General features: G+C 57.1%; 27 protein-coding genes and 1 tRNA gene. 22 read left to right on the forward strand and 6 right to left on the reverse strand.

Annotation, left to right across the window (positions count from 1 at the left end; translation table 11 throughout):
* Window positions 1-51 precede the first annotated feature (51 nt).
* Complete coding sequence (locus AKL27_RS17145; protein ID WP_050464076.1) at window positions 52-621, reverse strand: c-type cytochrome; 570 nt, start codon at window positions 619-621, stop codon at window positions 52-54.
* A gap of 247 nt (window positions 622-868) precedes the next feature.
* On the opposite strand from AKL27_RS17145, the gene AKL27_RS17150 reads away from it, so the two are divergent.
* Window positions 869-944 (forward strand) — tRNA-Arg (locus AKL27_RS17150).
* A 230-nt stretch (window positions 945-1,174) separates the two neighbouring features.
* On the opposite strand, the gene AKL27_RS17155 is transcribed toward AKL27_RS17150, so the two are convergent.
* Window positions 1,175-1,936 (reverse strand): sulfite exporter TauE/SafE family protein, encoded by a 762-nt coding sequence (locus AKL27_RS17155; RefSeq protein WP_050464077.1) that lies wholly within the window; start codon window positions 1,934-1,936, stop codon window positions 1,175-1,177.
* Window positions 1,937-1,987: 51 nt separating this feature from the next.
* A complete protein-coding gene (locus AKL27_RS17160; protein WP_050464078.1) occupies window positions 1,988-2,716 on the reverse strand; it encodes a helix-turn-helix domain-containing protein in 729 nt (242 codons plus the stop codon).
* 545 nt (window positions 2,717-3,261) lie between these two features.
* Here AKL27_RS17160 and AKL27_RS17165 point away from each other — a divergent pair.
* From AKL27_RS17165 to AKL27_RS17220, 12 genes are all read left to right on the forward strand, one after another.
* Complete coding sequence (locus AKL27_RS17165; protein WP_050464079.1) at window positions 3,262-3,606, forward strand: ATP synthase subunit I; 345 nt, start codon at window positions 3,262-3,264, stop codon at window positions 3,604-3,606.
* Window positions 3,603-4,418, forward strand: a complete 816-nt coding sequence (gene atpB / locus AKL27_RS17170) for a F0F1 ATP synthase subunit A (protein ID WP_050464080.1) — start codon at window positions 3,603-3,605, stop codon at window positions 4,416-4,418. The genes AKL27_RS17165 and atpB overlap by 4 nt, the downstream gene beginning before the upstream one ends.
* Before the next feature lie 76 nt (window positions 4,419-4,494).
* Entirely contained in the window at window positions 4,495-4,740 is a 246-nt protein-coding gene (gene atpE, locus AKL27_RS17175; RefSeq protein ID WP_006461334.1) for a F0F1 ATP synthase subunit C, read from the forward strand.
* Between the two features lie 75 nt (window positions 4,741-4,815).
* Entirely contained in the window at window positions 4,816-5,286 is a 471-nt protein-coding gene (locus AKL27_RS17180; protein ID WP_050464081.1) for a F0F1 ATP synthase subunit B, read from the forward strand.
* A 1-nt stretch (window position 5,287) separates the two neighbouring features.
* Complete coding sequence (locus tag AKL27_RS17185; protein WP_050464082.1) at window positions 5,288-5,821, forward strand: F0F1 ATP synthase subunit delta; 534 nt, start codon at window positions 5,288-5,290, stop codon at window positions 5,819-5,821.
* Between the two features lie 48 nt (window positions 5,822-5,869).
* Window positions 5,870-7,411 (forward strand): F0F1 ATP synthase subunit alpha, encoded by a 1,542-nt coding sequence (gene atpA / locus AKL27_RS17190; RefSeq protein WP_050464083.1) that lies wholly within the window; start codon window positions 5,870-5,872, stop codon window positions 7,409-7,411.
* 30 nt (window positions 7,412-7,441) lie between these two features.
* Window positions 7,442-8,311, forward strand: a complete 870-nt coding sequence (gene atpG / locus AKL27_RS17195; protein WP_050464084.1) for a F0F1 ATP synthase subunit gamma — start codon at window positions 7,442-7,444, stop codon at window positions 8,309-8,311.
* 56 nt (window positions 8,312-8,367) lie between these two features.
* On the forward strand, window positions 8,368-9,768 hold the full coding sequence (atpD, locus tag AKL27_RS17200; protein WP_050464085.1) for a F0F1 ATP synthase subunit beta: 1,401 nt from the start codon (window positions 8,368-8,370) through the stop codon (window positions 9,766-9,768).
* Between the two features lie 55 nt (window positions 9,769-9,823).
* Entirely contained in the window at window positions 9,824-10,246 is a 423-nt protein-coding gene (locus AKL27_RS17205; RefSeq protein ID WP_050464086.1) for a F0F1 ATP synthase subunit epsilon, read from the forward strand.
* A 154-nt stretch (window positions 10,247-10,400) separates the two neighbouring features.
* Complete coding sequence (locus tag AKL27_RS17210) at window positions 10,401-10,829, forward strand: CoA-binding protein (protein WP_050464087.1); 429 nt, start codon at window positions 10,401-10,403, stop codon at window positions 10,827-10,829.
* A 69-nt stretch (window positions 10,830-10,898) separates the two neighbouring features.
* Entirely contained in the window at window positions 10,899-11,705 is an 807-nt protein-coding gene (locus AKL27_RS17215) for a PPK2 family polyphosphate kinase (RefSeq protein ID WP_050464088.1), read from the forward strand.
* 18 nt (window positions 11,706-11,723) lie between these two features.
* Entirely contained in the window at window positions 11,724-12,470 is a 747-nt protein-coding gene (locus tag AKL27_RS17220; RefSeq protein WP_050464089.1) for an SGNH/GDSL hydrolase family protein, read from the forward strand.
* Here AKL27_RS17220 and AKL27_RS17225 read toward each other — a convergent pair.
* Window positions 12,463-13,239 (reverse strand): transporter substrate-binding domain-containing protein, encoded by a 777-nt coding sequence (locus tag AKL27_RS17225; RefSeq protein ID WP_050464090.1) that lies wholly within the window; start codon window positions 13,237-13,239, stop codon window positions 12,463-12,465. The two genes, AKL27_RS17220 and AKL27_RS17225, sit on opposite strands and share 8 nt — an antisense overlap.
* A gap of 210 nt (window positions 13,240-13,449) precedes the next feature.
* Between AKL27_RS17225 and hemE the strand changes: the two genes are divergently transcribed.
* From hemE to AKL27_RS17265, 9 genes are all read left to right on the forward strand, one after another.
* On the forward strand, window positions 13,450-14,529 hold the full coding sequence (hemE, locus tag AKL27_RS17230) for a uroporphyrinogen decarboxylase (RefSeq protein ID WP_050464091.1): 1,080 nt from the start codon (window positions 13,450-13,452) through the stop codon (window positions 14,527-14,529).
* 424 nt (window positions 14,530-14,953) lie between these two features.
* Window positions 14,954-15,163: a hypothetical protein gene (locus AKL27_RS27805; protein WP_157056973.1), complete on the forward strand. Its 210-nt coding sequence runs from the start codon at window positions 14,954-14,956 to the stop codon at window positions 15,161-15,163.
* A 56-nt stretch (window positions 15,164-15,219) separates the two neighbouring features.
* On the forward strand, window positions 15,220-17,256 hold the full coding sequence (locus AKL27_RS17235) for a primosomal protein N' (protein ID WP_050464092.1): 2,037 nt from the start codon (window positions 15,220-15,222) through the stop codon (window positions 17,254-17,256).
* A gap of 137 nt (window positions 17,257-17,393) precedes the next feature.
* Window positions 17,394-19,133 carry an arginine--tRNA ligase gene (gene argS / locus AKL27_RS17240; protein WP_050464093.1) on the forward strand — a complete coding sequence of 580 codons (1,740 nt, stop codon included), beginning with the start codon at window positions 17,394-17,396 and terminating at the stop codon, window positions 19,131-19,133.
* Window positions 19,134-19,153: 20 nt separating this feature from the next.
* Window positions 19,154-19,786 (forward strand): SPOR domain-containing protein, encoded by a 633-nt coding sequence (locus tag AKL27_RS17245; protein ID WP_050464115.1) that lies wholly within the window; start codon window positions 19,154-19,156, stop codon window positions 19,784-19,786.
* A 32-nt stretch (window positions 19,787-19,818) separates the two neighbouring features.
* The gene (locus AKL27_RS17250) at window positions 19,819-20,520 is read left to right on the forward strand and encodes a thiol:disulfide interchange protein DsbA/DsbL (RefSeq protein WP_050464116.1); all 702 of its coding nucleotides are present in this window, start codon (window positions 19,819-19,821) and stop codon (window positions 20,518-20,520) included.
* Between the two features lie 64 nt (window positions 20,521-20,584).
* Window positions 20,585-21,367 carry an SDR family oxidoreductase gene (locus AKL27_RS17255; RefSeq protein WP_050464094.1) on the forward strand — a complete coding sequence of 261 codons (783 nt, stop codon included), beginning with the start codon at window positions 20,585-20,587 and terminating at the stop codon, window positions 21,365-21,367.
* A gap of 60 nt (window positions 21,368-21,427) precedes the next feature.
* Window positions 21,428-22,381 carry a methionyl-tRNA formyltransferase gene (gene fmt, locus AKL27_RS17260; RefSeq protein ID WP_050464095.1) on the forward strand — a complete coding sequence of 318 codons (954 nt, stop codon included), beginning with the start codon at window positions 21,428-21,430 and terminating at the stop codon, window positions 22,379-22,381.
* A gap of 26 nt (window positions 22,382-22,407) precedes the next feature.
* A complete protein-coding gene (locus tag AKL27_RS17265) occupies window positions 22,408-23,310 on the forward strand; it encodes a LysR family transcriptional regulator (RefSeq protein ID WP_050464096.1) in 903 nt (300 codons plus the stop codon).
* 18 nt (window positions 23,311-23,328) lie between these two features.
* Here AKL27_RS17265 and AKL27_RS17270 read toward each other — a convergent pair whose 3' ends face one another.
* Together AKL27_RS17270 and AKL27_RS17275 are read right to left on the reverse strand one after the other, a co-directional pair.
* Entirely contained in the window at window positions 23,329-23,940 is a 612-nt protein-coding gene (locus AKL27_RS17270) for a cysteine hydrolase family protein (RefSeq protein ID WP_050464097.1), read from the reverse strand.
* 159 nt (window positions 23,941-24,099) lie between these two features.
* Entirely contained in the window at window positions 24,100-24,666 is a 567-nt protein-coding gene (locus tag AKL27_RS17275; protein ID WP_050464098.1) for a phosphorylase family protein, read from the reverse strand.
* Between the last annotated feature and the right edge of the window lie 196 nt (window positions 24,667-24,862).

The following is a 24,862-nucleotide window of genomic DNA, read 5'->3' on the forward strand; positions in this document are numbered from 1 at the left end:
TGCCGCGCTGAGCGCGGCATTTCCGGTATTTCCGTACAGCCGGTGACGGCCTTATTTCTTTTCTTCTGCCGCCGGTGCTGCTGCTGGTGCAGCCGCTGCTGCCGGAGCCGCAGCCTTCACCTCAGGTTCCTTGAACTTGGCGCCGGACTGGTTGGCCATGTAAACCACGGTACGTGCAATTTCGATATCATCCAGATCAGGATTGCCGCCCTTGGCAGGCATGGCGCGCAGACCGTTGATCGCGTGCGACACCAGCTTGTCATAGCCTTCGCCGATGCGTGCTTTCCAGGAAGCTTCGTCGCCAACTTTCGGCGCACCTGCAACACCGGCACCATGGCATGCGGCGCAAGTCGATTTGTAGACTTCTTCGCCGCTCAGCAATTGCTTCGGCGCGGTGGAATCGCGGAAGGTAAAACCATCGTCCGCAACCGGCTTGATGCGGGCGGTAATCATTTCTGCGGTCTGGCTTTCGGAGCCGGCACCGGTCTTTTGTGCGTTGGTCACATATTCCACCAGCAACACGATACAGATGATGGGGACCAAGAAGCCTGCGGCAACAGCGGCGATCAGTTGCTTTGGTGTTTTAATTGCTGATTCGTGTTCGTTATGTGCGTCGCTCATGGATTCCCTCAGTGCAATTTTTCTTCGAAAGCGGCGGCTGGGACAGCGTCAAAACCAGTACGGGTGACCGTTCAAGACGTGCTACCTCGCCAAACCCTTGATTATAGACGCAATATAATCTATTTGGAATGGAAAATAGTTGCTTTGCGTGGACGCCGGAGCAGAAAAACTGTATCCTTCAGACCTCTCCGAACTTGTTCATGATCTTGTCTGTAGACAGTGAACTGGTTCTGACATTACCTTACATGCGGCTGTAGCTCAGTGGATAGAGTATTGGCCTCCGAAGCCAAGGGTCGCTGGTTCGATTCCAGCCAGCCGCACCAGTCAAGGCAATGCCCGTCGTTTGCACCTGCTGCCGCAGTGATTCTGTGATGCCTGCCTCCCGCAGTTGCAACGCTCCTGATAGTTACCAATTCATCCATATATCGCCAGCCACGCTGTGGCCCAACCGTGCCGTCTGGATCCGGTCCCGCATCAGGCTGCTGCTCCCCCGGCGCTGCATGACTGACAACCACCCGATATGCAGGCCCGGCGTCGCAGACCAGCGCCCGTATCAACACCAATAACGTTGCGCATAGATCAGGCTCATCACCATTCCCGCCGCAATAACACACCAGCGCACGATATGCGCCGGCAGTACGCGTACCAGCATGCCGCCGGCATAGCCGCCCGGCAGGGCGCCGGCCAGCATGATGGAGGTTTCTTGCCATTTCACGGCATCCTGAATGATGAAGATGGTGATCGCCGCTAGGCTGACAGCGGTGGCCAACATGTTCTTCAATACCTTGACCTTGCGAATATCGTCCGGCTCGGCAAGCGCCAGTACCGCGGTCAGGATAATTCCCAGCGCGGCGCCAAAGAAGCCGCCATACACCGCGGCACAGGTCAGCGTCGCCAAGCCTCCCGTTCTCGAAATCTCAGCGCCACGGCGCCGGCGCCCGGCCCAGGCACTGATGCGGGGCGCGCAGGCAAACAGCAGGGTAGCAAAGGCAACCAGCGCCGGCACCGGCAATACGAACAGATGGTCGGGCAGCGCCAGCAGCAACAACGCACCCATCACGCCGCCTGCCACGCATAGCGCCAGCGAGAGCATGAGGTGCCGGTCAAGCCGGGGAAATTTTTCGCGATCAGCGAACGCGGCAATCAGGTGACCGGGAGCGATCGCTACCGCGTTGGACGCATTTGCAGTGACCGGCGCCAGCCCGGCTGCCAGCATCACGGGAAACGTAATCAGCGTGGCGCCGCCTGCCAGCGCATTGATGATGCCGCCGGCGACGCCGGAAAAAAACAATAGTGCAATGATCGTCCAATCCATGAATAGCCTTTCCTGAATCAGGGCAGACTAACCAATTCGCAAGCGGATGATCTAGAACGTTTGTGACTGTTGCATGCTGTCGCGATAGGCACGTGGCGTGATACCGAAGACGCGGAAGAAATGCCGGCCAAAATGACTCTGGTCAGCAAAGCCGAGATCGGCTACGGTAGCGGCGACGGCAACGCCATCCCGCAGTTGTCTGCGTGCCGCGTTCAACCGGCTGACGATGCGGTAAGCATGCGGGGACATGCCAACGTCGCGGGTGAAGTTGCGACTGAATGCTTCGCGGCTCAGGCCGGCAGACAGGGCGATGGCGCCAATCGATTCCAGGCTGGAGCGGAATTCTTGCAACCAGGGCAGTGGTGCGATTGCCGGCATATTCAATGGCGTCGAATAAAAATGGTCTGCCGCCGCCTGCAATAAAGACGTCACATCAAGGCCATTGGCATCCGGTTTGATGTTCCGGATATCCGGCACTGCAGGCAACTGCGGTGCATGAGATGGCGGGTAATAGATATTCAGGCATCTGGTGCCGGGATGGGAATGCGGCAGACTGCGATGCGGCAATCCGGGCGGGATGCAGAGACATTGTCCGGCATTGACCTGCAGCACCTGCGTGCCGGCTTCAAACTTGCGGCTGCCGGAGAGAACCATGGTCAGTTGTCCTTCATCATGAAAATGGGCCGCCAGCGCCGGCGCTGATGTGCCGCTCCATACGCCATACTCGGCAGGGGTGGTGCCATCTTCAGTCCGGTAAGTCCAGTAATCATGCCGAGACATAAGCATCCTCATTCTTAAAACAGATCAGTCAGTCGTGCCGCTGATAACACGCCGTGCATTTTACAAGACCGTTGCAAGGCATTATCACAACCACGGATTGGTTGTTTCGTCATGTTTGGTGATGGCGACAAGGGCGCGCAGTCACGGCCGCAGTTATCTGCGGAAATGTCGTCTTGGCAGGTTTTTGTTGTCGATTTGCTTATATTTCCGGTTCGCCGCAACAAGACGCAGTCGGTATCTGAACTTGCCGTCTGGCAAGCTGCGGGCCGCATTGCGGGGAAGGGTGGGGGGAAACGATATGCGCGGACCGGATCGGCATCGCAGAATGACCGCTTGCCGGTCAATTTTTTTGTGGTCCGTTCACCAATTTGTCGCTGTTCTGTAAATGTATGGTTATTCCCACATACCGCTGGCAATTAGCGCATATAACGCCCTGATCTTGCAGCAAAAATTTGACGGATGCGAACGCTAGCCTTTATAATCGCCGGGCTTCTGAAACGCCGTCTGCTCATATTGAGTGCGGCCTTGCACGATATTGGATATATATGCTGCGTATCATCCTTTTGCAGCTTGTGACCATGGTTGTCGCTGCAGGTGTAGCAGGTTTGCTGGGCGGTGCAACCGCGTTGTGGTCGGCGTTACTGGGGGGGATCTGCTGTGTCGTTCCCAACGGTCTGTTCGCCCTGCGACTGTTCACAAGTACCCGCAAGCCTGGTGGAGCCGACCCGATGACGTTTTTGTTCGGGGAATTTATCAAGATTGCTACGACTCTTGCGCTCATGGGCGCAGTTGTTTGGTTGTACCGCGATGTGAACTGGCTCGCATTCATCCTGGCCTTCATCGTGGTGCTTAAAAGTTATTTTATTTTACTGTTTAGACATCGACCATGACCGCTGCTGCGCACGCACCTACCGCCTCCGAATACATTGTCCACCATCTCGGGCATTTTTCTTCGCAACACCAATCCAAGATCGTTGACTTCACGATCTTCAATCTCGATACCATTTTCTGGTCTGTCGTCTGCGGCGTGTTCGCCTGTCTGATGATGTACCTGGCTGCGCGCAAGGCAACTTCCGGCGTGCCGGGACGTTTCCAGTCGTTCGTCGAAATGGTGGTCGAAATGGTTGAAGACCAGTCGAAGGCCATCGTGCACGGCGACCGCAGCTTCATCGCGCCGCTGGCGCTGACCGTGTTCATCTGGGTCGCCCTGATGAACTCGCTCGACTTCCTGCCGGTCGATCTGGTCTCGGGCACCATGCGCTTCATGGGCATGGAAGAAATCCATCACCGTATCGTTCCTACCGCCGACCTCAACGGTACCCTCGGCATTGCGCTGGGCGTGCTGGCACTGATGCTGTACTACAGCGTCAAGATCAAGGGCCTCGGCGGTTTCATTCATGAATTGTTTGCAGCACCGTTCGGCATCTGGCTGGCACCGTTCAACCTGTTGCTCAACATTATCGAATTCGCCGCGAAAACCGTGTCTCTGGGCATGCGACTTTTCGGCAACATGTATGCGGGTGAGCTGTTGTTCTTGCTGATCGCATTGCTGGGATCTGCTGCTACGGCGTTCGGCTTTGTCGGCCACGTCATTGCAGGTTCGATCTGGGCAATTTTCCACATCCTGATTGTGTTGCTGCAAGCATTCATTTTCATGATGTTGACTCTGGTGTATATCGGCCAGGCGCACGAAGCGCATTAACAAGGCTTCTGCTGTAATGTTTTTTGGTTTGTCTTTTTGATCTTTGTATTAACTTTTAACTTTCTAAGGAATTGTCATGACTGATGTCTCTTTCGTTGCTTTGGCTTGCGGTTTGATCATTGGCCTGGGTGCTATCGGTGCTTGTATCGGTATCGCTATCATGGGTGGTAAATACCTCGAAGCATCCGCACGTCAGCCAGAACTGATGAACACACTGCAAACCAAAATGTTCCTGTTGGCTGGTCTGATCGATGCTGCGTTCCTGATCGGTGTTGGTATCGCCATGTTGTTCGCATTTGCAAATCCGTTCATCGCGAAGTAATTCGGGCGGCATAGCCGATTCTCTGCTGAATCTAATTGAAGGTTCAGCACACGTTATTCTGAGAAGGACATTACCGTGAACTTAAATGCAACATTGTTTGCGCAGTTCGTGGTCTTCTTTATCCTCGCCGGCTTTACGATGAAATTCGTATGGCCGCCGCTGATTAAAGCGCTCGATGAGCGCGCAAAGAAGATTGCGGACGGCTTGGCTGCGGCTGACCGCGGCAAGGCAGATCTGGCGGCAGCAGAAAAGCGCGCCCAGGCAGAGCTGGCAACAGCGCGCGACGAAGGCCAAAAACGTATCGGCGAGGCTGAAAAACGCGCTCAGTTGATTATCGACGAAGCGAAGAAAACCGCTTCCGAAGAAGCAGCACGCATCATCGCCAATGCAAAGGCAGATGCAGAGCAGCAAGTGACCAAAGCGCGTGAAGAGCTGCGTGGCGAAGTTGCGACCCTCGCGGTCAAAGGCGCCGAGCAGATCCTGAAGCGTGAAGTCAATGCAGCGGCGCATGCCGATTTGCTGAACCAACTGAAAACAGAGCTGTAATATGGCCGAACTCGCAACGATTGCCCGCCCTTACGCTGAAGCCCTGTTTCGTGTGGCCAAGGCCGGCAGCCTTGCGGCCTGGTCCGATCTCGTATCCGAGATGGCTCAAGCTGCAGCACATCCTGATGTCAAGGCGCTCGCGCAAAATCCGGCGCTGTCGGACCAGCAGGTCGCATCCGCGTTTTCTTCCGTACTGAAAACGCCGCTGAGCATCGAAGCGCAAAACTTCATCAATGCTCTGGTCGAAAATGGCCGCCTTGAACTCTTGCCCGAAATCGCTACGCAATTCCATGCATTGAAAAATGCCCAGGAAGGCGCAGCCGATGCCGAAATCACCAGCGCGTTCGAATTGAACGCAGCGCAACTGAAGGATCTGGTTGCGACACTGGAAAAGAAATTCGGCCGCAAGCTCAATCCGTCGGTAACGGTGGACAGTGGTTTGATCGGTGGTGTGCGTGTGGTTGTTGGTGACGAAGTATTCGATACCTCGGTGCGCGCGAAGCTGCAGCAGTTACATGTTGCTTTGGCTGCGTAATCGCCTGAGACCCTAGCGTAAGCGATAGAAAAATTTTTAGGAGTTAGTATGCAACTCAACGCATCTGAAATCAGCGAGCTGATCAAGAGCCGGATTCAAGGCCTTGGCGATACCGCTGAGATTCGCAATCAAGGCACGGTTATTTCCGTGTCCGACGGTATCTGCCGTATCCATGGTCTGTCTGACGTGATGCAAGGTGAGATGCTGGAATTCCCGGGCAACACATTCGGCCTGGCGCTGAATCTGGAGCGTGATTCGGTCGGCGCCGTTATTCTGGGCGACTTCGAACACATTTCCGAAGGCGACATTGTCAAATGTACTGGTCGTATTCTGGAAGTCCCGATTGGTCCTGAGCTGCGTGGCCGTGTGGTCAACGCGCTGGGTCAGCCGATCGACGGCAAGGGGCCGGTCAACGCCAAACTGACAGCACCGATCGAAAAGATCGCACCGGGCGTTATCGCCCGTCAGTCCGTTTCGGAACCAATGCAAACCGGTCTGAAGTCGATTGACTCGATGGTACCTATCGGTCGCGGTCAGCGCGAACTGATCATCGGTGACCGTCAAACTGGCAAGACAGCCGTTGCGATTGATGCCATCATCAATCAAAAGGGTCAGAACGTGACATGTATCTATGTCGCGATCGGTCAAAAAGCATCGTCGATCAAGAACATCGTGCGTTCGCTCGAAGAGCGCGGCGCGATGGAATACACCATCGTCGTTGCCGCATCGGCTTCCGAGTCGGCTGCGATGCAATACGTGTCGGCTTACTCCGGTTGCACCATGGGCGAATACTTCCGTGACCGCGGTGAAGACGCACTGATCGTTTATGATGATCTGTCCAAGCAAGCCGTGGCTTACCGTCAGGTATCGCTGCTGTTGCGCCGTCCACCAGGCCGCGAAGCGTATCCTGGCGACGTGTTCTATCTCCACAGCCGTCTGCTGGAACGTGCAGCCCGCGTCAACCCTGTCTACGTTGAGAAGTTCACCAACGGCGAAGTCAAGGGCAAGACCGGTTCGCTGACAGCATTGCCAATCATTGAAACCCAGGCTGGCGACGTTTCGGCGTTCGTTCCTACCAACGTGATTTCGATCACTGACGGTCAGATCTTCCTGGAAACTTCCCTGTTCAACGCTGGTATCCGTCCTGCGATCAACGCCGGTATTTCGGTGTCGCGCGTTGGTGGTGCAGCACAGACCAAGGTGATCAAGAGCCTGTCCGGCGGTATCCGTACCGACTTGGCGCAGTATCGTGAATTGGCAGCGTTTGCCCAGTTTGCTTCTGACCTCGATGCAGCAACCCGCAAGCAGCTGGACCGTGGCGCGCGCGTGACTGAGTTGTTGAAGCAGGCGCAGTACTCGCCGCTGTCGATTTCGCTGATGGCCGTGACACTGTTTGCTGTCAACAAGGGCTTCCTGGATGATATCGACGTGAACAAGGTGCTGGCATTCGAAGCCGGCGTGCATGATTTCGTCAAGACCAGCCACGCTGCATTGCTGCAAAAGATCGAAGACACCAAGCAACTCGATAAAGAGTCCGAAGCTGCATTGGCCGCTGCGATTGCGGATTTTAAAAAATCCGGCGCATATTAATCTCAACTGAAGCTATAAGGAGTCAATCTCATGGCTACGGGTAAAGAGATACGGGGCAAGATCAAGAGCGTAGAAAATACGAAGAAGATCACCAAGGCGATGGAAATGGTAGCAGCATCCAAAATGCGCAAAGCGCAGGACCGGATGCATGCTGCACGTCCCTACAGTGACAAGATTCGTAATATCGCCTCTAACTTGTCGCGCGCCAATCCGGAGTACACGCATCCGTTCATGGTCAAGCAAGATAGCGCCAAGAAGGTGGGTTTCATCATCGTCACGACCGATAAGGGTTTGTGCGGCGGTATGAATACCAACTCCTTGCGTATGGCCACTGCGAAGATCCGTGAACTGGAAGCGCAAGGCAATGCGGTGGAAGCCGTCGCCATCGGCAACAAGGGTTTCGGTTTTCTGGGTCGTATTGGTGCCAAAGTTGTGGCGCATGTGACCCAGATCGGCGATACGCCACACCTGGAAAAATTGATCGGCCCCGTCAAGGTGCTGCTCGATGCTTACCAGGAAGGCAAGCTGGATGCGGTGTATCTGGTTTACACCAGATTCATCAACACGATGCGTCAAGAGCCGGTATTGCAGCAATTGTTGCCGTTGTCGAGCGACAAACTGCAAGCCGATGAAGGCGCGCACTCGTGGGATTACATCTACGAACCCGATGTGCAAAGCGTGGTTGACGAGCTGCTGGTACGTTACGTCGAGGCACTGATCTACCAGGCTGTGGCTGAAAATATAGCGTCCGAGCAATCGGCGCGCATGGTCGCGATGAAGGCAGCCAGCGATAACGCAGGTAATGTGATTGGCGAGTTGAAACTGGTCTACAACAAGACTCGTCAGGCAGCGATTACCAAGGAACTGTCCGAAATCGTCGCCGGTGCGGCCGCGGTCTAAAGACTTAATGCAGAGATGCGTAACAGTATTTAATTTTATATATTGAAGGAACGAAAATGGCTGATGGCAAAATCGTTCAGTGTATCGGCGCTGTGGTGGACGTTGAGTTTCCCCGTGACGCGATGCCCAAGGTGTACGATGCCTTGAAGATGGAAGGTTCGGAGTTGACGCTGGAAGTGCAACAGCAATTGGGTGACGGTGTGGTCCGTACCATTGCGCTGGGTACATCCGACGGTCTGCGCCGTGGCATGATTATCAAGAATACCGGCAAGGCGATCACCGTTCCTGTCGGTAAAGCAACCCTCGGCCGCATCATGGACGTGCTGGGTAACCCGATCGACGAATGCGGTCCTGTGAGCCACGCGCAAACAGCATCGATTCACCGCAAGGCTCCTGCATACGACGAACTGTCGCCATCGCAGGAACTGCTGGAAACCGGCATCAAGGTTATTGACCTGGTCTGCCCGTTCGCCAAGGGTGGTAAGGTTGGTCTGTTCGGTGGTGCGGGTGTGGGCAAGACCGTGAACATGATGGAACTGATCAACAACATCGCCAAGGCACACAGCGGCTTATCCGTGTTTGCCGGTGTTGGTGAGCGTACTCGTGAGGGTAACGACTTCTATCACGAAATGGCTGACGCCAAAGTGGTTGATCTGGAAAATCCGGAACAGTCCAAAGTGGCGATGGTCTACGGTCAGATGAATGAACCACCAGGCAACCGTCTGCGCGTTGCGTTGACCGGCCTGACCATTGCGGAAGGTTTCCGTGATGAAGGCAAGGACGTTCTGTTCTTCGTCGACAATATCTACCGTTACACACTGGCCGGTACCGAAGTGTCCGCGCTGCTGGGTCGTATGCCTTCGGCGGTGGGTTATCAGCCTACGCTGGCGTCCGAAATGGGTCAGCTGCAAGAACGTATTACTTCGACCAAGACTGGTTCGATCACATCGATTCAGGCCGTCTACGTTCCAGCGGATGACTTGACCGACCCGTCGCCTGCAACTACTTTTGCCCACTTGGATTCGACCGTCGTGCTGTCGCGTGACATCGCTTCCCTGGGTATCTATCCTGCGGTTGATCCGCTGGATTCCACTTCGCGTCAGCTCGATCCTATGGTTGTGGGTCAAGAGCACTATGAAACAGCGCGCGCAGTGCAAGGTACTTTGCAACGCTACAAGGAATTGCGTGACATTATCGCGATTCTGGGCATGGACGAACTGGCACCGGAAGACAAGTTGCTGGTGGCTCGCGCTCGCAAGATGCAGCGTTTCCTGTCGCAACCGTTCCACGTTGCTGAAGTGTTTACCGGTTCCCCAGGTAAATACGTTTCGCTGAAAGACACGATCAAGGGCTTCAAGATGATCGCTAGCGGCGAACTCGATCACCTGCCGGAACAAGCGTTCTACATGGTTGGCACGATCGAAGAAGCAATCGAAAAAGCCAAGAAACTCAACTGATTCTAGGCGTGCCGTTTTCGCGTGAGCGGAAACGGCTGACCGGATGGGAAACGATATGGCACATACTATTCACGTTGACGTTGTCTCCGCCGAAGAGTCGATCTTTTCGGGTGAGGCTGAATTCGTCGCGTTGCCGGGTGAAGCGGGCGAGCTGGGGATCTATCCCCGTCACACGCCGCTGATCACGCGCATCAAGCCGGGTGCAGTACGCATCCGGGTGCCGGGTCAGGCGCAGGAAGAATTTGTTTTCGTGGCGGGTGGTTTGCTGGAAGTGCAACCCGACACGGTGACTGTTCTGGCTGACACCGCGATTCGCGGTGCTGATCTGGACGAGGCAAAAGCATCTGCCGCGAAGAAGCTGGCGGAAGAAGCATTGGCCAATCGCGATTCGAAGATCGATTACGCAGCAGCTCAAGCCGAACTGGCGACAGCAGTTGCGCAATTGGCAGCGATTCAAAAGTTGCGTCAAAAGCGGTAAGCAATTCAGTATTGATGAAAAAGGCAGCTTCGGCTGCCTTTTTTATTGCCTGCGGCAAACGTCGTGCACGCCGGAGAGTGATCGCAACAGCCTTGCCGTTATCGGGTAAAGTGAGGTTTTGCCGTTTCACCGTTTCAGTTTCTGTCGGAGGAAAATGTCACTATTTACTGCCAGGCCCAAACCAATCATTGCCGTCGTCGGCCTTTCCAATCGCCCGAACCGCGCCAGTCACGAGGTTGCCGCGTACATGCAGGCCAACGGCTATCGGATCGTGGCCGTCAATCCCGTGTATGCCGGAGAAATCATTCTTGGCGAACACTGCTATCCCACTTTGCATGTGGCCGCACAGGCGCTGGCCGAGAGCGGATTGAAAATAGATATCGTCGATTGTTTCCGCAAGTCGGCCGATATTCCGCCGGTGGTGGATGAAGCCATTGTCATCGGTGCACGCTGTGTCTGGATGCAACTCGATATCGTGCATGAAGAAGCGGCAGCCAAAGCGCGTGCCGCCGGGCTGATCGTCGTGATGGACCGCTGCATCAAGATCGAACACGCGATGGGCCAGTTGCACGGCGTGTTATGAACTGCCGGCCCGGCGCCGGCAACATGCTTTATTTCCAGACGCATAACCAGACCTGATCCGGAGACCCGCATGAAAATCGGAAAACAGTTTCGCGCCAGCAGCAAGAGCGTCATCAAAGACGATGCCGCCGCTGCCAAGCCCCTGTCGAGTGGCGACAAGACCGCCGACAAGTTGCAGGTGACTGCGCTCAGCGAGCAGATCGGCGCGTTGCAAGACATGCTGTATGCCGGCCATGAGCACAAGATTCTGGTGGTATTGCAGGGCATGGATACCAGCGGCAAGGATGGCGCCGTCAGCGGCGTGTTCGCCAACGTCAATCCGCAAGGAATACGCATCGCCAACTTCAAGGCACCGACGGAACTGGAAAAACAGTACGACTATTTATGGCGGGTGCATCAGCAAGTGCCGCGTCGGGGCGAAATCACCGTGTTCAATCGCAGTCATTACGAAGACGTGCTGATCACGCGCGTGCACGACTGGATCGATGAGGCCGAATGCAAACGCCGCTATGCCCAGATTCGCGATTTCGAACGGCTGCTGGCCGAGACCGGGACCACCATCATCAAATGCTTTCTGCACATCTCCAAGGATGAGCAAAAAGGACGTTTGCAAGAACGCGTGGATGATCCGCTGAAGCACTGGAAATTCGATGTGCAGGATGTCGAAGAGCGCAAAAGCTGGGATGCCTATCAAGACGTCTACACCAAGGCAATTCAGGAAACCGATGCCGATCATGCGCCGTGGTATCTGATCCCCGCCAATTCCAAGACCCATCGCAATCTGGCCATCGCCAACATCGTGCTGGAAACGCTGCAAGATCTCAAGTTGAGCTTCCCGCCGCCGAAACCGGAGCTGGACGGTTTGAAGATCAAGTAATGCGGAGAGGCTAAGACGATGTGGCCGTGGTTGCCTGAGGCAATTGCCTTGCCCTTGCTGCCGCTGTTGTCGGCGCAGGGCAAGCGCACCCGGCGCATCACGCCGCGCATGCCGGAAGCGGCCGGACCAAGGTCCGGTCTGGCCGGCGCCACAGTCGGCAGCATGGCGCCGCTGAGCATGCTCAGCCTCGGCGAATCACCGGTGGCGGGGGTAGGGGTCGCGCTTCAGGAGCAGGCAATCACGGCGCAGTTTGCGCAAGCCCTGGCGGAACGCCTGCAACGGGCGGTGGCGTGGCAAGCCTGTGGCAAGAACGGCGCGACCATCGCCGATGCCCTGGCGGAACTGGTACCGCAATTGCCTGCCGTACCGGTGCAGATGGTGTTGCTGGCGTTTGGCGTCAACGACACCACTGCGTTTCGCAGCAATGCCCGCTACCGCGAACATCTGCATCAATTGTTGCAGACCTTGACCACGCGCCTGCAACCGGCGTTGATCGTGGTTGCCGGCGTACCGCCGCTGCATCTGTTTCCGGCCTTGCCGCAGCCGCTGCGCTTTGTGCTGGGCCTCAAGGCCAGATGCCTGGACCAGACTACCCGCCAACTCGCCGCTGCATTCCCGGGCACGTTGTATGTGCCGGTCGTCAGTGATAATGCGCGGCGCGAATTGATGGCTGCGGATGGTTATCATCCGTCCCGGTCCGGGGTCATTGAATGGGCGCAGCAATTGACTGCCGCCGCCGCGCCCTTGCTGAAAAAGCTTACTTGAGCCAGTGGTTGAAGATCTGCTCGTAACCGCCGGTGGCTTTCAGCAAATGCATCCAGATATCGACATACTCCTTGAACGCCACGTCGCCGCGCGGCAGCATGAAGGCCTTTTCCGAAAATTGCAGCGGCCGGTCCGGATTGATCGAGCATAGTTGCGGATGCTGCTTGGCCTGCCACAAGGTTTCGCTGGCGTCGGTCACCATGATGTCGGCCTTGCCGTCGATGATTTGCTGAAAAATCGTGACGTTATCCGGATGCATGAGCAATTGCGCTTGCTTGTAATGGGTACGGGCAAAGCGTTCATTGGTGCCGCCCGGATTGACGATGGCGCGGGTCGCGGGACGGTCGATCATCTCCAGCGACTGGAATTTGGCGACGTCGGCACAGCGTGCAATGGCAGCCTTGCCGTCAACCATGTGGGAAGCCGAGAAGGAGGCCTTGCGCGCGCGTTCCAGCGTCACCGAGACGCCGCCCATGGCGATGTCGCAACTGCTCAGAAAGTCGTTGGTGAGCGTGGTCCAGGTGGTTTTGACGAATTGCGCCTGGACGCCGAGTGATGCCGCCAGTGACTGGCCGAGATCGACATCGATCCCTTCGAAGGTCTGATCCGGTTTGTAAAAGGTGAAGGGCTTGTAATCGCCGGTCATGCAGATGCGCAGTTTGCCGCTCTTGATGACGTCGTCCAGCCGGCTGTTGTCTGCAGCTTGTGCCGTCCATGCGTTGCCGGCCAGCGCGAATGTCAGGCCGAGTGTAGTCAGTATTCTTTTCATATGGTCTCCTTGGGCAGTGACAATAGCATGCGCTGCCGGCCCGTCGCAATTGGCGGTTGCCGGCTGCGCGGCGCAGCGTCTGACGCCGGTCAATAAGATTGTCAGTCTGACAAGCATGGCGATTCGCCATCCGCGCCGGCAGGCAGAAGCATCTTATGCACAGTTTGGATGCGATAATAGCGGTTTGCCGACAGCAGGACTCGAATTCTCATGCCTCAATTTGCCCCACTCAAAAACGATACTTTCTTGCGCGCCTTGTTGCGCCAGCCGACTGAATACACGCCGCTGTGGCTGATGCGCCAGGCTGGCCGCTACCTGCCGGAATACCGCGCCACGCGCGCCCGCGCCGGTTCGTTTCTGGGCCTGGCAAAGAATCCTGACTACGCCACCGAAGTTACGATGCAACCGCTGGAGCGTTATCCGCTGGATGCCGCAATTCTTTTTTCCGACATTCTGACGGTGCCGGATGCGATGGGCCTGGGCTTGTATTTCGCCGATGGCGAAGGTCCCAAGTTCGAACGTCCGTTGCGTGACGAGCAAGCCGTACTGGCCTTGCGTGCACCGGAACTGGACAGCCTGCAATATGTGTTTGATGCCGTTACCCAGATTCGCAAGGAACTCGATGGCCGGGTACCGCTGATCGGTTTCTCGGGCAGCCCGTGGACACTGGCCTGTTATATGGTCGAAGGCGGCGGCTCGGATGACTTCCGCCGCGTCAAGACCATGCTGTATGACCGTCCCGACCTGATGCACCACATTCTGGAAACCAATGCAGCAGCAGTGGCCGCCTATCTGAATGCGCAGATCGACGCCGGCGCCCAGGCCGTGATGATTTTCGATACCTGGGGCGGCGCGCTGGCCGATGGTGTCTATCAGGAGTTTTCACTGAGCTACATGGCCAAGGTCATGCAACAGTTGCAGCGGGAAAAAGACGGCGTGCAGATTCCGGCTATTGTCTTTACCAAGGGTGGTGGCCTGTGGCTGGAACAGATCGCCGATATCGGCGCCGATGCCGTCGGCCTCGACTGGACCGTCAATCTGGGTGAAGCGCGTCGCCGCGTGGGACACAAAGTGGCGCTGCAGGGCAATCTGGACCCGAACGTCTTGTTCGCCGGCCCGGATCAGATCCGCGCCGAAGTGCGCAAGGTATTGGCAGCATTTGGAATACCGGCAGCCGGTAACGGACACGTATTCAATCTGGGTCATGGCATTTCTCAGTTCACGCCGCCGGAGGCCGTCACGGTGCTGGTGGAAACCGTGCATGCGCTGAGCCGGGAAATGCGTGGATAACTTGCGTCCCGGCGCCTTTGCCGGGGTGAGATTTAGCAATTTGCTATTACTTATGCACAAGCATCCGAGATTTTTTTGTGAGAATCATTCATATCAATATACCGATTCCAGATAAAGATGTTTCTGCGCAAGTGATTGATTTTAAATAATTTATTTTTCACTGCGCGGCTGAGGAAATTATTGTCAATGAGATCGGATCCGGTGCACGAGGCCAGCGGCAAGTAGTTGTCAACAAAGTTATCCACAGAAATTGTGCGCCGGGAAAAATGATATATGAAACCGGGGTTTACGATACTTCCTGAGGTATTACATGAAGTATTTCGAGGCCATTTTCAATTCCGGTTCTAATTTCTGACAAACTCTTGACAAAAGCGAAGTCTGTGCATCGTGATGAAGACCATTTCTGTGCAAAGCGCATAGACTTATGCACAAAATGGGTTTGCTGCGAAGCAATAATAAAAAATTTAAAAATCATTTTTTACATGCACTTTGTGTTTTGCAAGTCATTGATTCTAAACGATTAAATAATTGCTTTGGATTTGAGCATTTTATTGAAACCCGCATGGGGCTTGATAAAAAAGCTGTCAAGAGCGACTTGTCCACAAAGTTATCCACAGGTTTTGTGGATAGTTGAAAATCTAGTTAGTAAACCGGTAGTTAGGTCACCTTTTCAGGAATCACATTAAGTTCGTGGAACATTGCATTCTCCAGGTCGCGCTCGATACCCCGCTTGATTTGACCTTCGATTACCGGTGGCGTCAGACCGCTGCGGAACCGTTGCCGCAAGTCGGACAGCTGGCCATCGTGCCATTCGGCCGGCGCGAGGCGGCCGGGGTGATCGTCGGCATTGCAGGACACAGCGAGGTACCGGAAGCCAAGCTCAAGGATGTGCTCGCAGTGCGCAGCCAGTTGCCGCCGCTGTCGCCGCAATGGCTGGCCTTGTGCGGTTTTGCGGCAGACTACTACCAGCGCCCGCTGGGCGAGGTGGCGTTGCCCGGATTGCCGAAGAATCTGCGCATCCTGAAAACGGTAGCACTCGACCGCGCCCTGAAGAAGCTGGCGAAATCGGTTACCGAGCATGACGCCAGTCCGGTCAACACGCCGCAACTCAACGCGGAACAGCAACAGGCCGTGAGTGCCATTGCTGAAGCCAAAGGTTTTGCGCCCTTGTTGCTGTACGGCGTGACGGGCAGTGGCAAGACCGAAGTCTACCTGCAAGCGGCAGCCGGGATTCTGGCGGCGGCAGATGCGGCCGGCGAGCTGGCGCAGATTTTGATTCTGGTGCCGGAAATCAACCTGACGCCGCAGTTGGAGTCGAATATCCGCACGCGCTTTCCGGGGCTCGATGTGGTCAGCCTCCACAGCGGGCTGGCGGAAGGCGAGCGCACCCTCAACTGGCTGGCGGCACATCTGGGCCGGGCCCGCATCATTCTGGGCACGCGGCTGGCAATTCTGGCATCGCTGCCGCATCTGAAGCTGATCGTCATCGACGAAGAACACGATCCGTCCTATAAACAACAAGAAGGCTTGCGCTATTCGGCGCGCGATTTGGCGGTGTGGCGGGCGCATCAGCTCGCGATTCCGGTCGTGCTCGGTTCCGCCACGCCGTCGCTGGAAACCTGGCAGCACGCGCAGGCCAAACGTTACCGCAAGCTGGAATTGCGCGAGCGCGCGGTCAAGGATGCGGTGTTGCCGCAGGTGCGCATGATCGACATGGAGCGCGACAAGCCGGCCGATGGTTTGACATCGACGCTGGTGGCAGCCTTGAAGCTGCGCCTGGAGCGCGGCGAACAGTCGCTGCTGTTCCTCAACCGGCGCGGTTACGCACCGGTGCTGTCGTGCGATTCCTGCGGCTGGATCAGCAATTGCACGCGTTGCACCTCATTCATGGTGCTGCACAAACCGGACCGCCGCCTGCGTTGTCATCATTGCAGTCTGGAACTGTATATCCCGAAGTCGTGCCCGACCTGCGGCAATATCGACCTGCAACCGTTGGGACGCGGTACTCAGCGCGTGGAAGAGGGTTTGCAAAGCCTGTTTCCGCAAGCCCGCATCTTGCGCATCGACGCCGATTCCACGCGCCTCAAGGGCTCGGCGCAAACCGCGTTCGACAGTGTCCATCGCGGTGATGTCGATATCTTGATCGGCACCCAGATGGTGGCCAAGGGGCATGACTTCAAACGGCTGACGTTGGTGGGCGTAATGAATCCGGATACGGCGCTGTTTTCGCATGATTACCGCGCCAGTGAGCGGTTGTTCGCGCAATTGATGCAAGTGGCCGGCCGTGCGGGCCGGGCCGGGCAAAAAGAAGGCGGCAGCGTCAGCCAGGTAATGATTCAAAGCCGTTATCCCAACCACCCTTTATATAGTGCGGTGGTGGGACATGATTACGATGGCTTTGCCACCAGTTTGCTGGAAGAACGTCAGCAAGCGGCTTTGCCGCCGTTCATCTATCAGGCGCTGTTGCGTGCCGAAGCGCGCGAGCTGGATACGGCGCTGGCGTTTTTGCAAGATGCGGTGGCGTGCATCGAGCATCACGGCATCACCATGCATGACCCGATTCCGATGACCATGACCCGGGTGGCCAATGTCGAGCGCGCGCAATTATTGGTAGAGTGCTCTTCACGCCCCGGCCTGCAAGCATTCCTGAAAGACTGGATGCAGATCCTGCGGCAGACCAAGACCCGCGCCAAATGGTCGCTGGAAGTGGACCCGGTGGATATTTGAAGCTTGGCGCACGGCAATCTGTTGCCATTTGCTTATCGCTCCTGAACCACCGGACTACCGCGTATGGCGCACGGCAAGCCGGTATAATCAGGTCTTTGTTCAATGTGCGGCGTTAAGCCGCCTATTCTTCTGCTCCCATGCTTGCCCAACAAAAACAACGTATTACCGAATTATTCCAGGATGCCCTGACGCCGCTGATCGCCGGAACCGAACTGAAACCGGCGATTACGCTGGAGCGTCCGCGCGATCCGTCGCATGGCGATATTGCCTGCAACATCGCCATGCAGCTGGCCAAGCCGTTGAAGAAAAATCCGCGCGAACTGGCGCAGGCAATCGTGGATGCCGTGCTGGCGCATCCCGGACGCGGCGACCTGATCGCCTCGGCCGATATCGCCGGACCCGGCTTCATCAATCTGCGCGTGGCGGAAGCCGCCAAGCAGGCGGTGGTGAGCGTGGTGCTGGCCGCCGGTGAACATTACGGCAAGAGCACCGACGGCGCCGGCAAAAAAGTATTGGTGGAATTTGTCTCGGCCAATCCGACGGGGCCGCTGCACGTCGGCCACGGCCGTCAGGGGGCACTCGGCGATGCCTTGTCGGCCTTGCTGGATTCGCAAGGCTACGACGTTACCCGCGAGTTTTACTATAACGACGCCGGGGTCCAGATCGCCACGCTGGCTTCCTCGGTGCAGGCGCGCGCCAAAGGCGCCAAGCCGGGCGATGCAGACTGGCCGGAGTCGGCTTACAACGGCGACTACATTGCCGACATCGCCAATGATTTCCTCGCCAAAAAAACGGTTGCCGCCAGCGACGGCGAACCTGCCAGCGCCAGCGGCGATGTCAATGATGTCGACTCGATCCGCAAATTCGCAGTGGCCTATCTGCGGCGCGAGCAAGATCTCGATTTGCAGGCCTTCGGCGTGCGTTTCGACAATTACTATCTGGAATCATCGCTGTACAGTGACGGCAAGGTAGCGGCAACGGTCGAGGCGCTGGTCAAGGCCGGCAAGACCTATGAGCTGGATGGCGCGCTGTGGCTGCGCACCACCGATTACGGCGATGACAAAGACCGTGTCATGAAAAAAGGCGACGGTACCTTTACCTACTTCGTACCCGATGTTGCCTATCACATCACCAAATGGCAGCGCGGTTTCGGCAAGGTCATCAATGTTCAGGGCAGCGATCACCACGGCACCATCGCCCGGGTGCGCGCCGGTTTGCAGGCCGCCAATGTCGGCATTCCGGAAGGTTATCCGGATTACGTGCTGCACAAGATGGTGACGGTCATGAAGAACGGCGAGGAAGTGAAGATTTCCAAGCGCGCCGGCTCTTACGTCACGTTGCGCGATCTGATTGAATGGTCGACCGGCACGGATGAAGCCGGCGAAGGCGAAGTACGGGATCTGACCCGTGGTCGCGATGCGGTGCGTTTCTTCCTGATTTCGCGCAAGGCCGACAGCGAATTCGTGTTCGACGTCGATGTGGCGCTGACGCGTTCCGATGAAAACCCGGTTTATTATGTGCAGTACGCGCATGCGCGTATCTGCTCGGTGCTGGCGCAATGGGGCGGCGATGAAGCTTCCTTGTCGGCAGTGCAGGATTTGTCGCCGCTGACGGCGCCGCGCGAAGTCAGCCTGCTGGCCAAGCTGGCTGAATATCCGGAAGCCCTGGCGCATGCGCTGCAAGAGCTGGGACCGCATCAGGTGGCGTTTTATCTGCGTGACTTGGCGGGCGAGCTGCATAGCTACTACAATGCGGAACGGGTGCTGGTGGACGATGCCGCGACCAAGATGGCACGTCTGGCCTTGATGTGCGCGACACGTCAGGTACTGCGCAATGGTCTGGCGCTGATCGGTGTATCGGCGCCATCGAGAATGTAAATTGCATGAAGAATCTCAACGTGAAACAGCAAAACTTGAAATACGAAAAACAGGGCGGCGGCACTTTTCTGGGCTTGATCATCGGGCTGATTTTCGGTCTCGGCATTGCCGTCGTGGTGGCGCTGATGATCACCAAGTCACCGATTCCGTTTGTGAATAAAGTCACCAAACAGGAACGTACCGAATTGTCGCCAAGTCAGGCCGCCGATCCGAACAAGCCGTTGTATGGCAATCGCGACAGCGCCAAGGAAGCAGCGAAAGATCAGGCCAAGGCGCCGGATCAGCCGCCGGCCGAGGTCAAGAAGCCTGACGTCGCACCGGTCGCACCGCCGGCGCCGGTGGTGAAGGCACCGGAAGCCAAACCGGCCACACCGGCCAAGGATCCGGCTGGCGCCAAGACCGACAGCGGTGACGAAAAATGGACATATTTCCTGCAAACCGGCGCATTCCGCGAGCAAAGCGATGCCGAAAGCGCACGCGCCAAGCTGGCGCTGCTCGGTTTCGAAGCCAAGGTGTCCGAGCGGCCATCCGATAACGGCACGCTGTATCGGGTGCGTATCGGCCCGTTGGCGCAAGTGGAAACAATGAACCGTATTCGCAGCAAACTGTCCGATAACGGTGTCGATGCCGCCATCGTTCGCGTACCAAAATAAAACCGATCGTTTCCATGAAAGAGGTAATGTTTATGCGTTTGTTCCGCCACGTGCTTGCCGCCCTGAGCCTGAGTCTGCTCGCCGTTTCCGCTGGCGCTTCGCCAGCCAATCCACAAAGTGGTGTCGATTTCCGTACCCTGGAGCAGCCGCAGTCGACTGACTCCGGCAAGAAAATCGAAATCACCGAATTCTTCTGGTACAGCTGCCCGCATTGCAGCGCGTTCGATCCGGCGCTGCAAGCCTGGGTCAAGAAGCAGGGCGACAAGATCGTCTTCAAGCAAGTCCCGGTCGCCTTCCGTGATTCCTTCGTGCCGCAGCAAAAGCTGTATTACGCACTGGAAGCCATGGGCAAGACCGCTGAAATGAATCCGAAGATTTTCCATGCGATCCACGTCGAACGTCAGCGTGTTGATACCGACAAGACGATTCTGGAATTCATCGAGAAGCAAGGTATCGACAAGCAGAAATTCCTCGATGCGTACAACTCCTTTGGTGTTGCCGCCAAGCTGCGTCGCGCCTCCCAGTTACAGGAAGCCTACAAGATCGACGGCGTGCCGACGATTGCCATCGACGGCCGTTTTCTGACGTCGCCTTCGATTGCCGGTGCGACTTTATCGAATCAGCCGGAATCGATGCAACAGGCTGCCGCGTTGCAAGTGATGGATCATCTGGTGGCCAAGGTCGCTGCCGAAAAATCGGCTGAACCAGCCAAGGCACCGGCCAAGAAGAAGTAATTTCTTGTTTCCCGGCCAATAGTCCGTTGCTCGCAAGAGCGCGGACTTTTTTTATTGGAATACGATGCGCAGAGTCTTTATCACGGGAGCATCCAGCGGACTGGGCCAGGCACTGGCGCGCGCGTATGCGGCGCAAGGGGCCGTGCTCGGACTGGTGGCGCGTCGCGGTGAGTTGTTGCAGCAGTTATGCGACAGCCTGCCGCAGCCGCAACGGCATCACGTCTATGCATTGGATGTGACCGATCATGCGGCACTGGCAGCTGCCGCTGCCGACTTCATCGCGGCCGAAGGCGGTGCCGATGTGGTGATTGCCAACGCCGGCATCTCGCAAGGCACGCTGACCGATTACGCCGAAGACTTGCCGGTATTCGAGCGCATCATTGCCACCAATGTGACCGCAACCGTGGCAACCTTCACCCCGTTTTTGACCGACATGCGCGCCCGCGCCGACAGTGCCGCTTGCCGTCTGGTCGGTATCGGCAGCGTAGCCGGCATTCGCGGTTTGCCCGGTGGCGGCGCCTACAGCGCGTCCAAGGCAGCGGTGATCAGCTATTGCGAATCCTTGCGCGTGGAATTGCGCAACAGCGGCATCAAGGTGGTGACGATTGCACCGGGCTACATCGATACGCCGATGACCCAGGTCAATCAGTATTCGATGCCGTTCCTGATGCCGCCCGAAAAATTCGCCGCCAAAGCGATCGCCACCATTGAGCAGGGTTGCAGCTATCGCGTGATTCCGTGGCAGATGGGGGTAGTTGCCAAACTGCTGCGGCTGCTTCCCAACGCGGTCTATGACTTTGCCTTTGCCCGCGCGCCGCATAAAAAGCGAAACCTGCAGCAGAAGTAGTCGCATCCGCGACAGCGCCGGCACCTGTATCGCAGGTGCAGATCGATCAGTGAGAACAGTATGAAAATCATCTTTGCCGGAACCCCGGAATTCGCTGCCGTCGCGCTCAACGCGCTGTACGATGCCGGCCATGAGATCACCCTGGTGTTGACGCAGCCGGATCGTCCGGCCGGGCGCGGCATGCAGTTGCAGGCATCGGCCGTGAAGCAATGTGCCCTGGCGCATGGCACGCCGGTGGCGCAGCCGCAATCGCTGCGGCTCGACGGCAAATATCCCGACATCGCCAAAGAGGCGCATGCGTTGCTGCTGACCACACCGCACGACGTCATGATCGTCGCCGCCTACGGACTGATTTTGCCGCGCAGCGTATTGGATATTCCGCCGCGTGGTTGCATCAATATTCACGCCTCATTGCTGCCGCGCTGGCGTGGCGCGGCACCGATTCATCGTGCCATCGAAGCCGGCGACAGTGAAACCGGCGTCACCATCATGCAGATGGAAGAAGGGCTCGATACCGGGCCGATGATGCTGATGGAAAGTTTACCGATTCTGGATACGGACACTACCGGCAGTTTGCACGACAAGCTGGCAACGCTGGGCGGCGCCATGATTGTGCAAGCCTTGCAACAGTTTGAGGCCGGCACTTTGCAAGCCACGCCGCAGCCAGAAGCCGGCGTCAATTACGCGGCCAAGATCAGCAAGGAAGAAGCCGCGCTCGACTTTACGCAAGATGCGACGGTACTGGCGCGCAAGATTCGCGCCTTCAATCCGTTCCCGGGTGCGACCGGGAAATTCGGAGACGTCGTGGTCAAGTTGTGGCAGGCACAGGCACTGGATACTTCAACCGCAGCGGCGCCCGGTCAGGTTCTTGCCGCCAGCGCGCAGGACGGTGTCTTGATTGCCTGTGGTCAGGGCGTGTTGCGTGTGACGGAATTGCAAAAGCCGGGCGGCAAGCGTCTGGCGGTGGCTGAATTCCTCAAGGGGTTTGCGCTCGAAGGCGGCAGTTTCCACTAACCACGCAGGTCAACCAGGGCCGCTTCATGGACCAGTTCACTGCAATGCGCATCTTCCGCCAGGTAGTCGAGCAGGGTGGTTTTTCGGCAGCGGCCGAGGCACTTGATATTTCCCATACGGTGGTGTCGCGGCAAATCCGGCAACTGGAAGAGTCGCTCGGCGCCCAGTTGTTGAACCGCACTACCCGCCGCTCGGCATTGACCGAGGTCGGGCAGGAATATTACCGGCGCTGCATCGATATTCTGGAACAGGTGGACGCCGCCGCCCGCGCGGTGGCCCATCATCAGGCGCGCCCGGCGGGCATCTTGCGCATCAATGCGCCGATGGCATTTGGCACGCTGGAATTATCGAAGTGGTTGCCGCAATTTCTGCGTCAGTATCCGGAACTCGGGGTGGATATCGTCTGCAATGACCGCTTCGTCGATCTGATTGCGGAAGAATTCGATGTCGGTTTGCGGATCACGCGTTCGCTGCCGGATTCGACGCTGATCGCCAAAAAACTGACCCAAAGCGATATGGTGCTGGTGGCGGCACCGGCCTACCTGCAGCAATATGGCGTACCGCAGACGTTGGCGGACTTGAGCCGTCACAACTATATGGCCTATTCGCTGGCCTTGCAGACCACTGATTTGTCTTTTTCCGACCGCAATGGCGTCATCCATCAAGTCAGCGTGAGCGGTAATTTTCAGGCCAACACCGGCATGGTGGTATCGGATGCGGTGCGGGCGGGTTTGGGCTTTACCGCTTCGGCTACCTTTGTCGTACATGAGGATTTGCGCAGCGGCGCGTTGGTGCCGATACTGCCTGAATATCAATTGCAGCCGCGCGACCTGTATGTGCTTTACCCGCAGAATCGCCACCTGTCGCCGAAAGTGCGCGCCTTTGTCGATTTCGTTACCGCCTACTATTCCCAGCCGCACTGGGAATAGTAGGCGGCCCGGGCCTGATCAGGCGACCGGCAATTTCACGATGTCATCGGTGCTGATGATTTCACCGAAGGCATCGGCAATCGTCACCAGCGCCGAGCGGTGCAATGCGTCATGGGCAATCGCCCCGCCGCCGGGCGCATCGATATCACGCGTGGCGGCAGCGTCGCTGGCGACAATGACGGCATAACCGGCCGGCGCTGCATCGCGCGACGCGCCGGCGACGCAGGCGTGGGTCATCAGGCCGCTGATGATCAGGGTCTTGATGCCGGCCGCTTTCAATTGCGCATCGATATCAGTATTGACGAAGACGCTGACCTGTTCTTTTTGAACCACGTGATGATGCGCCGCCGGTTGAATCGCGGCATGAAACGCGACGTTGTTGCTGTCGCGCGCGAAGATCGGCGAACCGGCCGGCCGGACGTGCTGGACATGGAATACCGGGATGTGGTGCTGATCGGCGAAACGGATCAGGCGGTTGGCGTTGGCCAGCGCCTTGAGACCGTCGGGAATCGGCATCTTTCCCGTGAAATATTCATTTTGAAAATCGATCACCAGCAATGCCGTGCTGGCAGCTTGCAATGCGGTAGTGGCGGGGGCGCCGGCAATGGTGCGGATGGTGGGGTGGGACATGAAGTTCTCCTGAGGTGGATGGATGCGACGACAGGACGAAGCATAGTGCCGATCCGGTGCCAGCAACAGTAGCGCGGCGCGACAAGATTTGTGCCGATTCCGCACAAATGGTCAGTGCCTTAGTCGGCCCAAGATTCAACGCATGAATCGGCTCATGAATCAGCTTGCCTCGATAATCTGCCGCAATTGTTGCCAAAAAAGCACTTCACCGCGATGCACGTTGTCGGCCCAGTCGCTGGCAGAGGCTTCATTGGCATCATCGGTGATGAATTTGAACGCGCGCCACGACACGCCATAACGATGGCAGGTATGCGCGATGGCAAACAATTCCATGTCGACCACATCGACGTTTTGCTGATGCAACCAGTCATCGCTGGCGGTGACGAAGCTGTCGCCGGTGCCGCAGCGGGCAGCGCCGAAGCCGGAACTGTAGCTGCCCGGCTCATCCGATAGCGGGGTGATGCCGCGTTCGGCGAGCGGCATGGCCAGCATGTCGCGCTGAATGACGTGCGCAATTTCGAGCAAGCCGGCATGTACCCGATTGATCTTGCCGGCCGTGCCGAAGTTGACGATCAGGCCTGGCTGACGCGTGAGAATCGCTGCCGTGGCGGCAGAAGCGGCATTGATTTTGCCGACGCCGGTGTAAATCACCTCAATTCCGGCCGGCGCAGCAGCAGCCGGCAGTTCGGATTGCAGCGCGGTCAGGATCACTATTTTCGGTGTCATGGCAGTTTTTATTTTCGTGAAAGGGCACGCGGTAAAGACGGGGGAAAGACGGGAGATATCTGCGAATGCCGTCAAATTCGCGCTACAGGAGTCGTTTTTGCAGCATTTTCGCCAGTCTCTGAAACGCATAAGACTAAGGGGTTTGGCGTATAATTTCCACACTTTTAACCCGGCACCCGTACTTTGTCCGCGATCC

The sequence above is a fragment of the Herbaspirillum autotrophicum genome (assembly GCF_001189915.1).
In the GTDB taxonomy this organism is placed as follows: Bacteria; Pseudomonadota; Gammaproteobacteria; order Burkholderiales; family Burkholderiaceae_D; genus Herbaspirillum; species Herbaspirillum autotrophicum.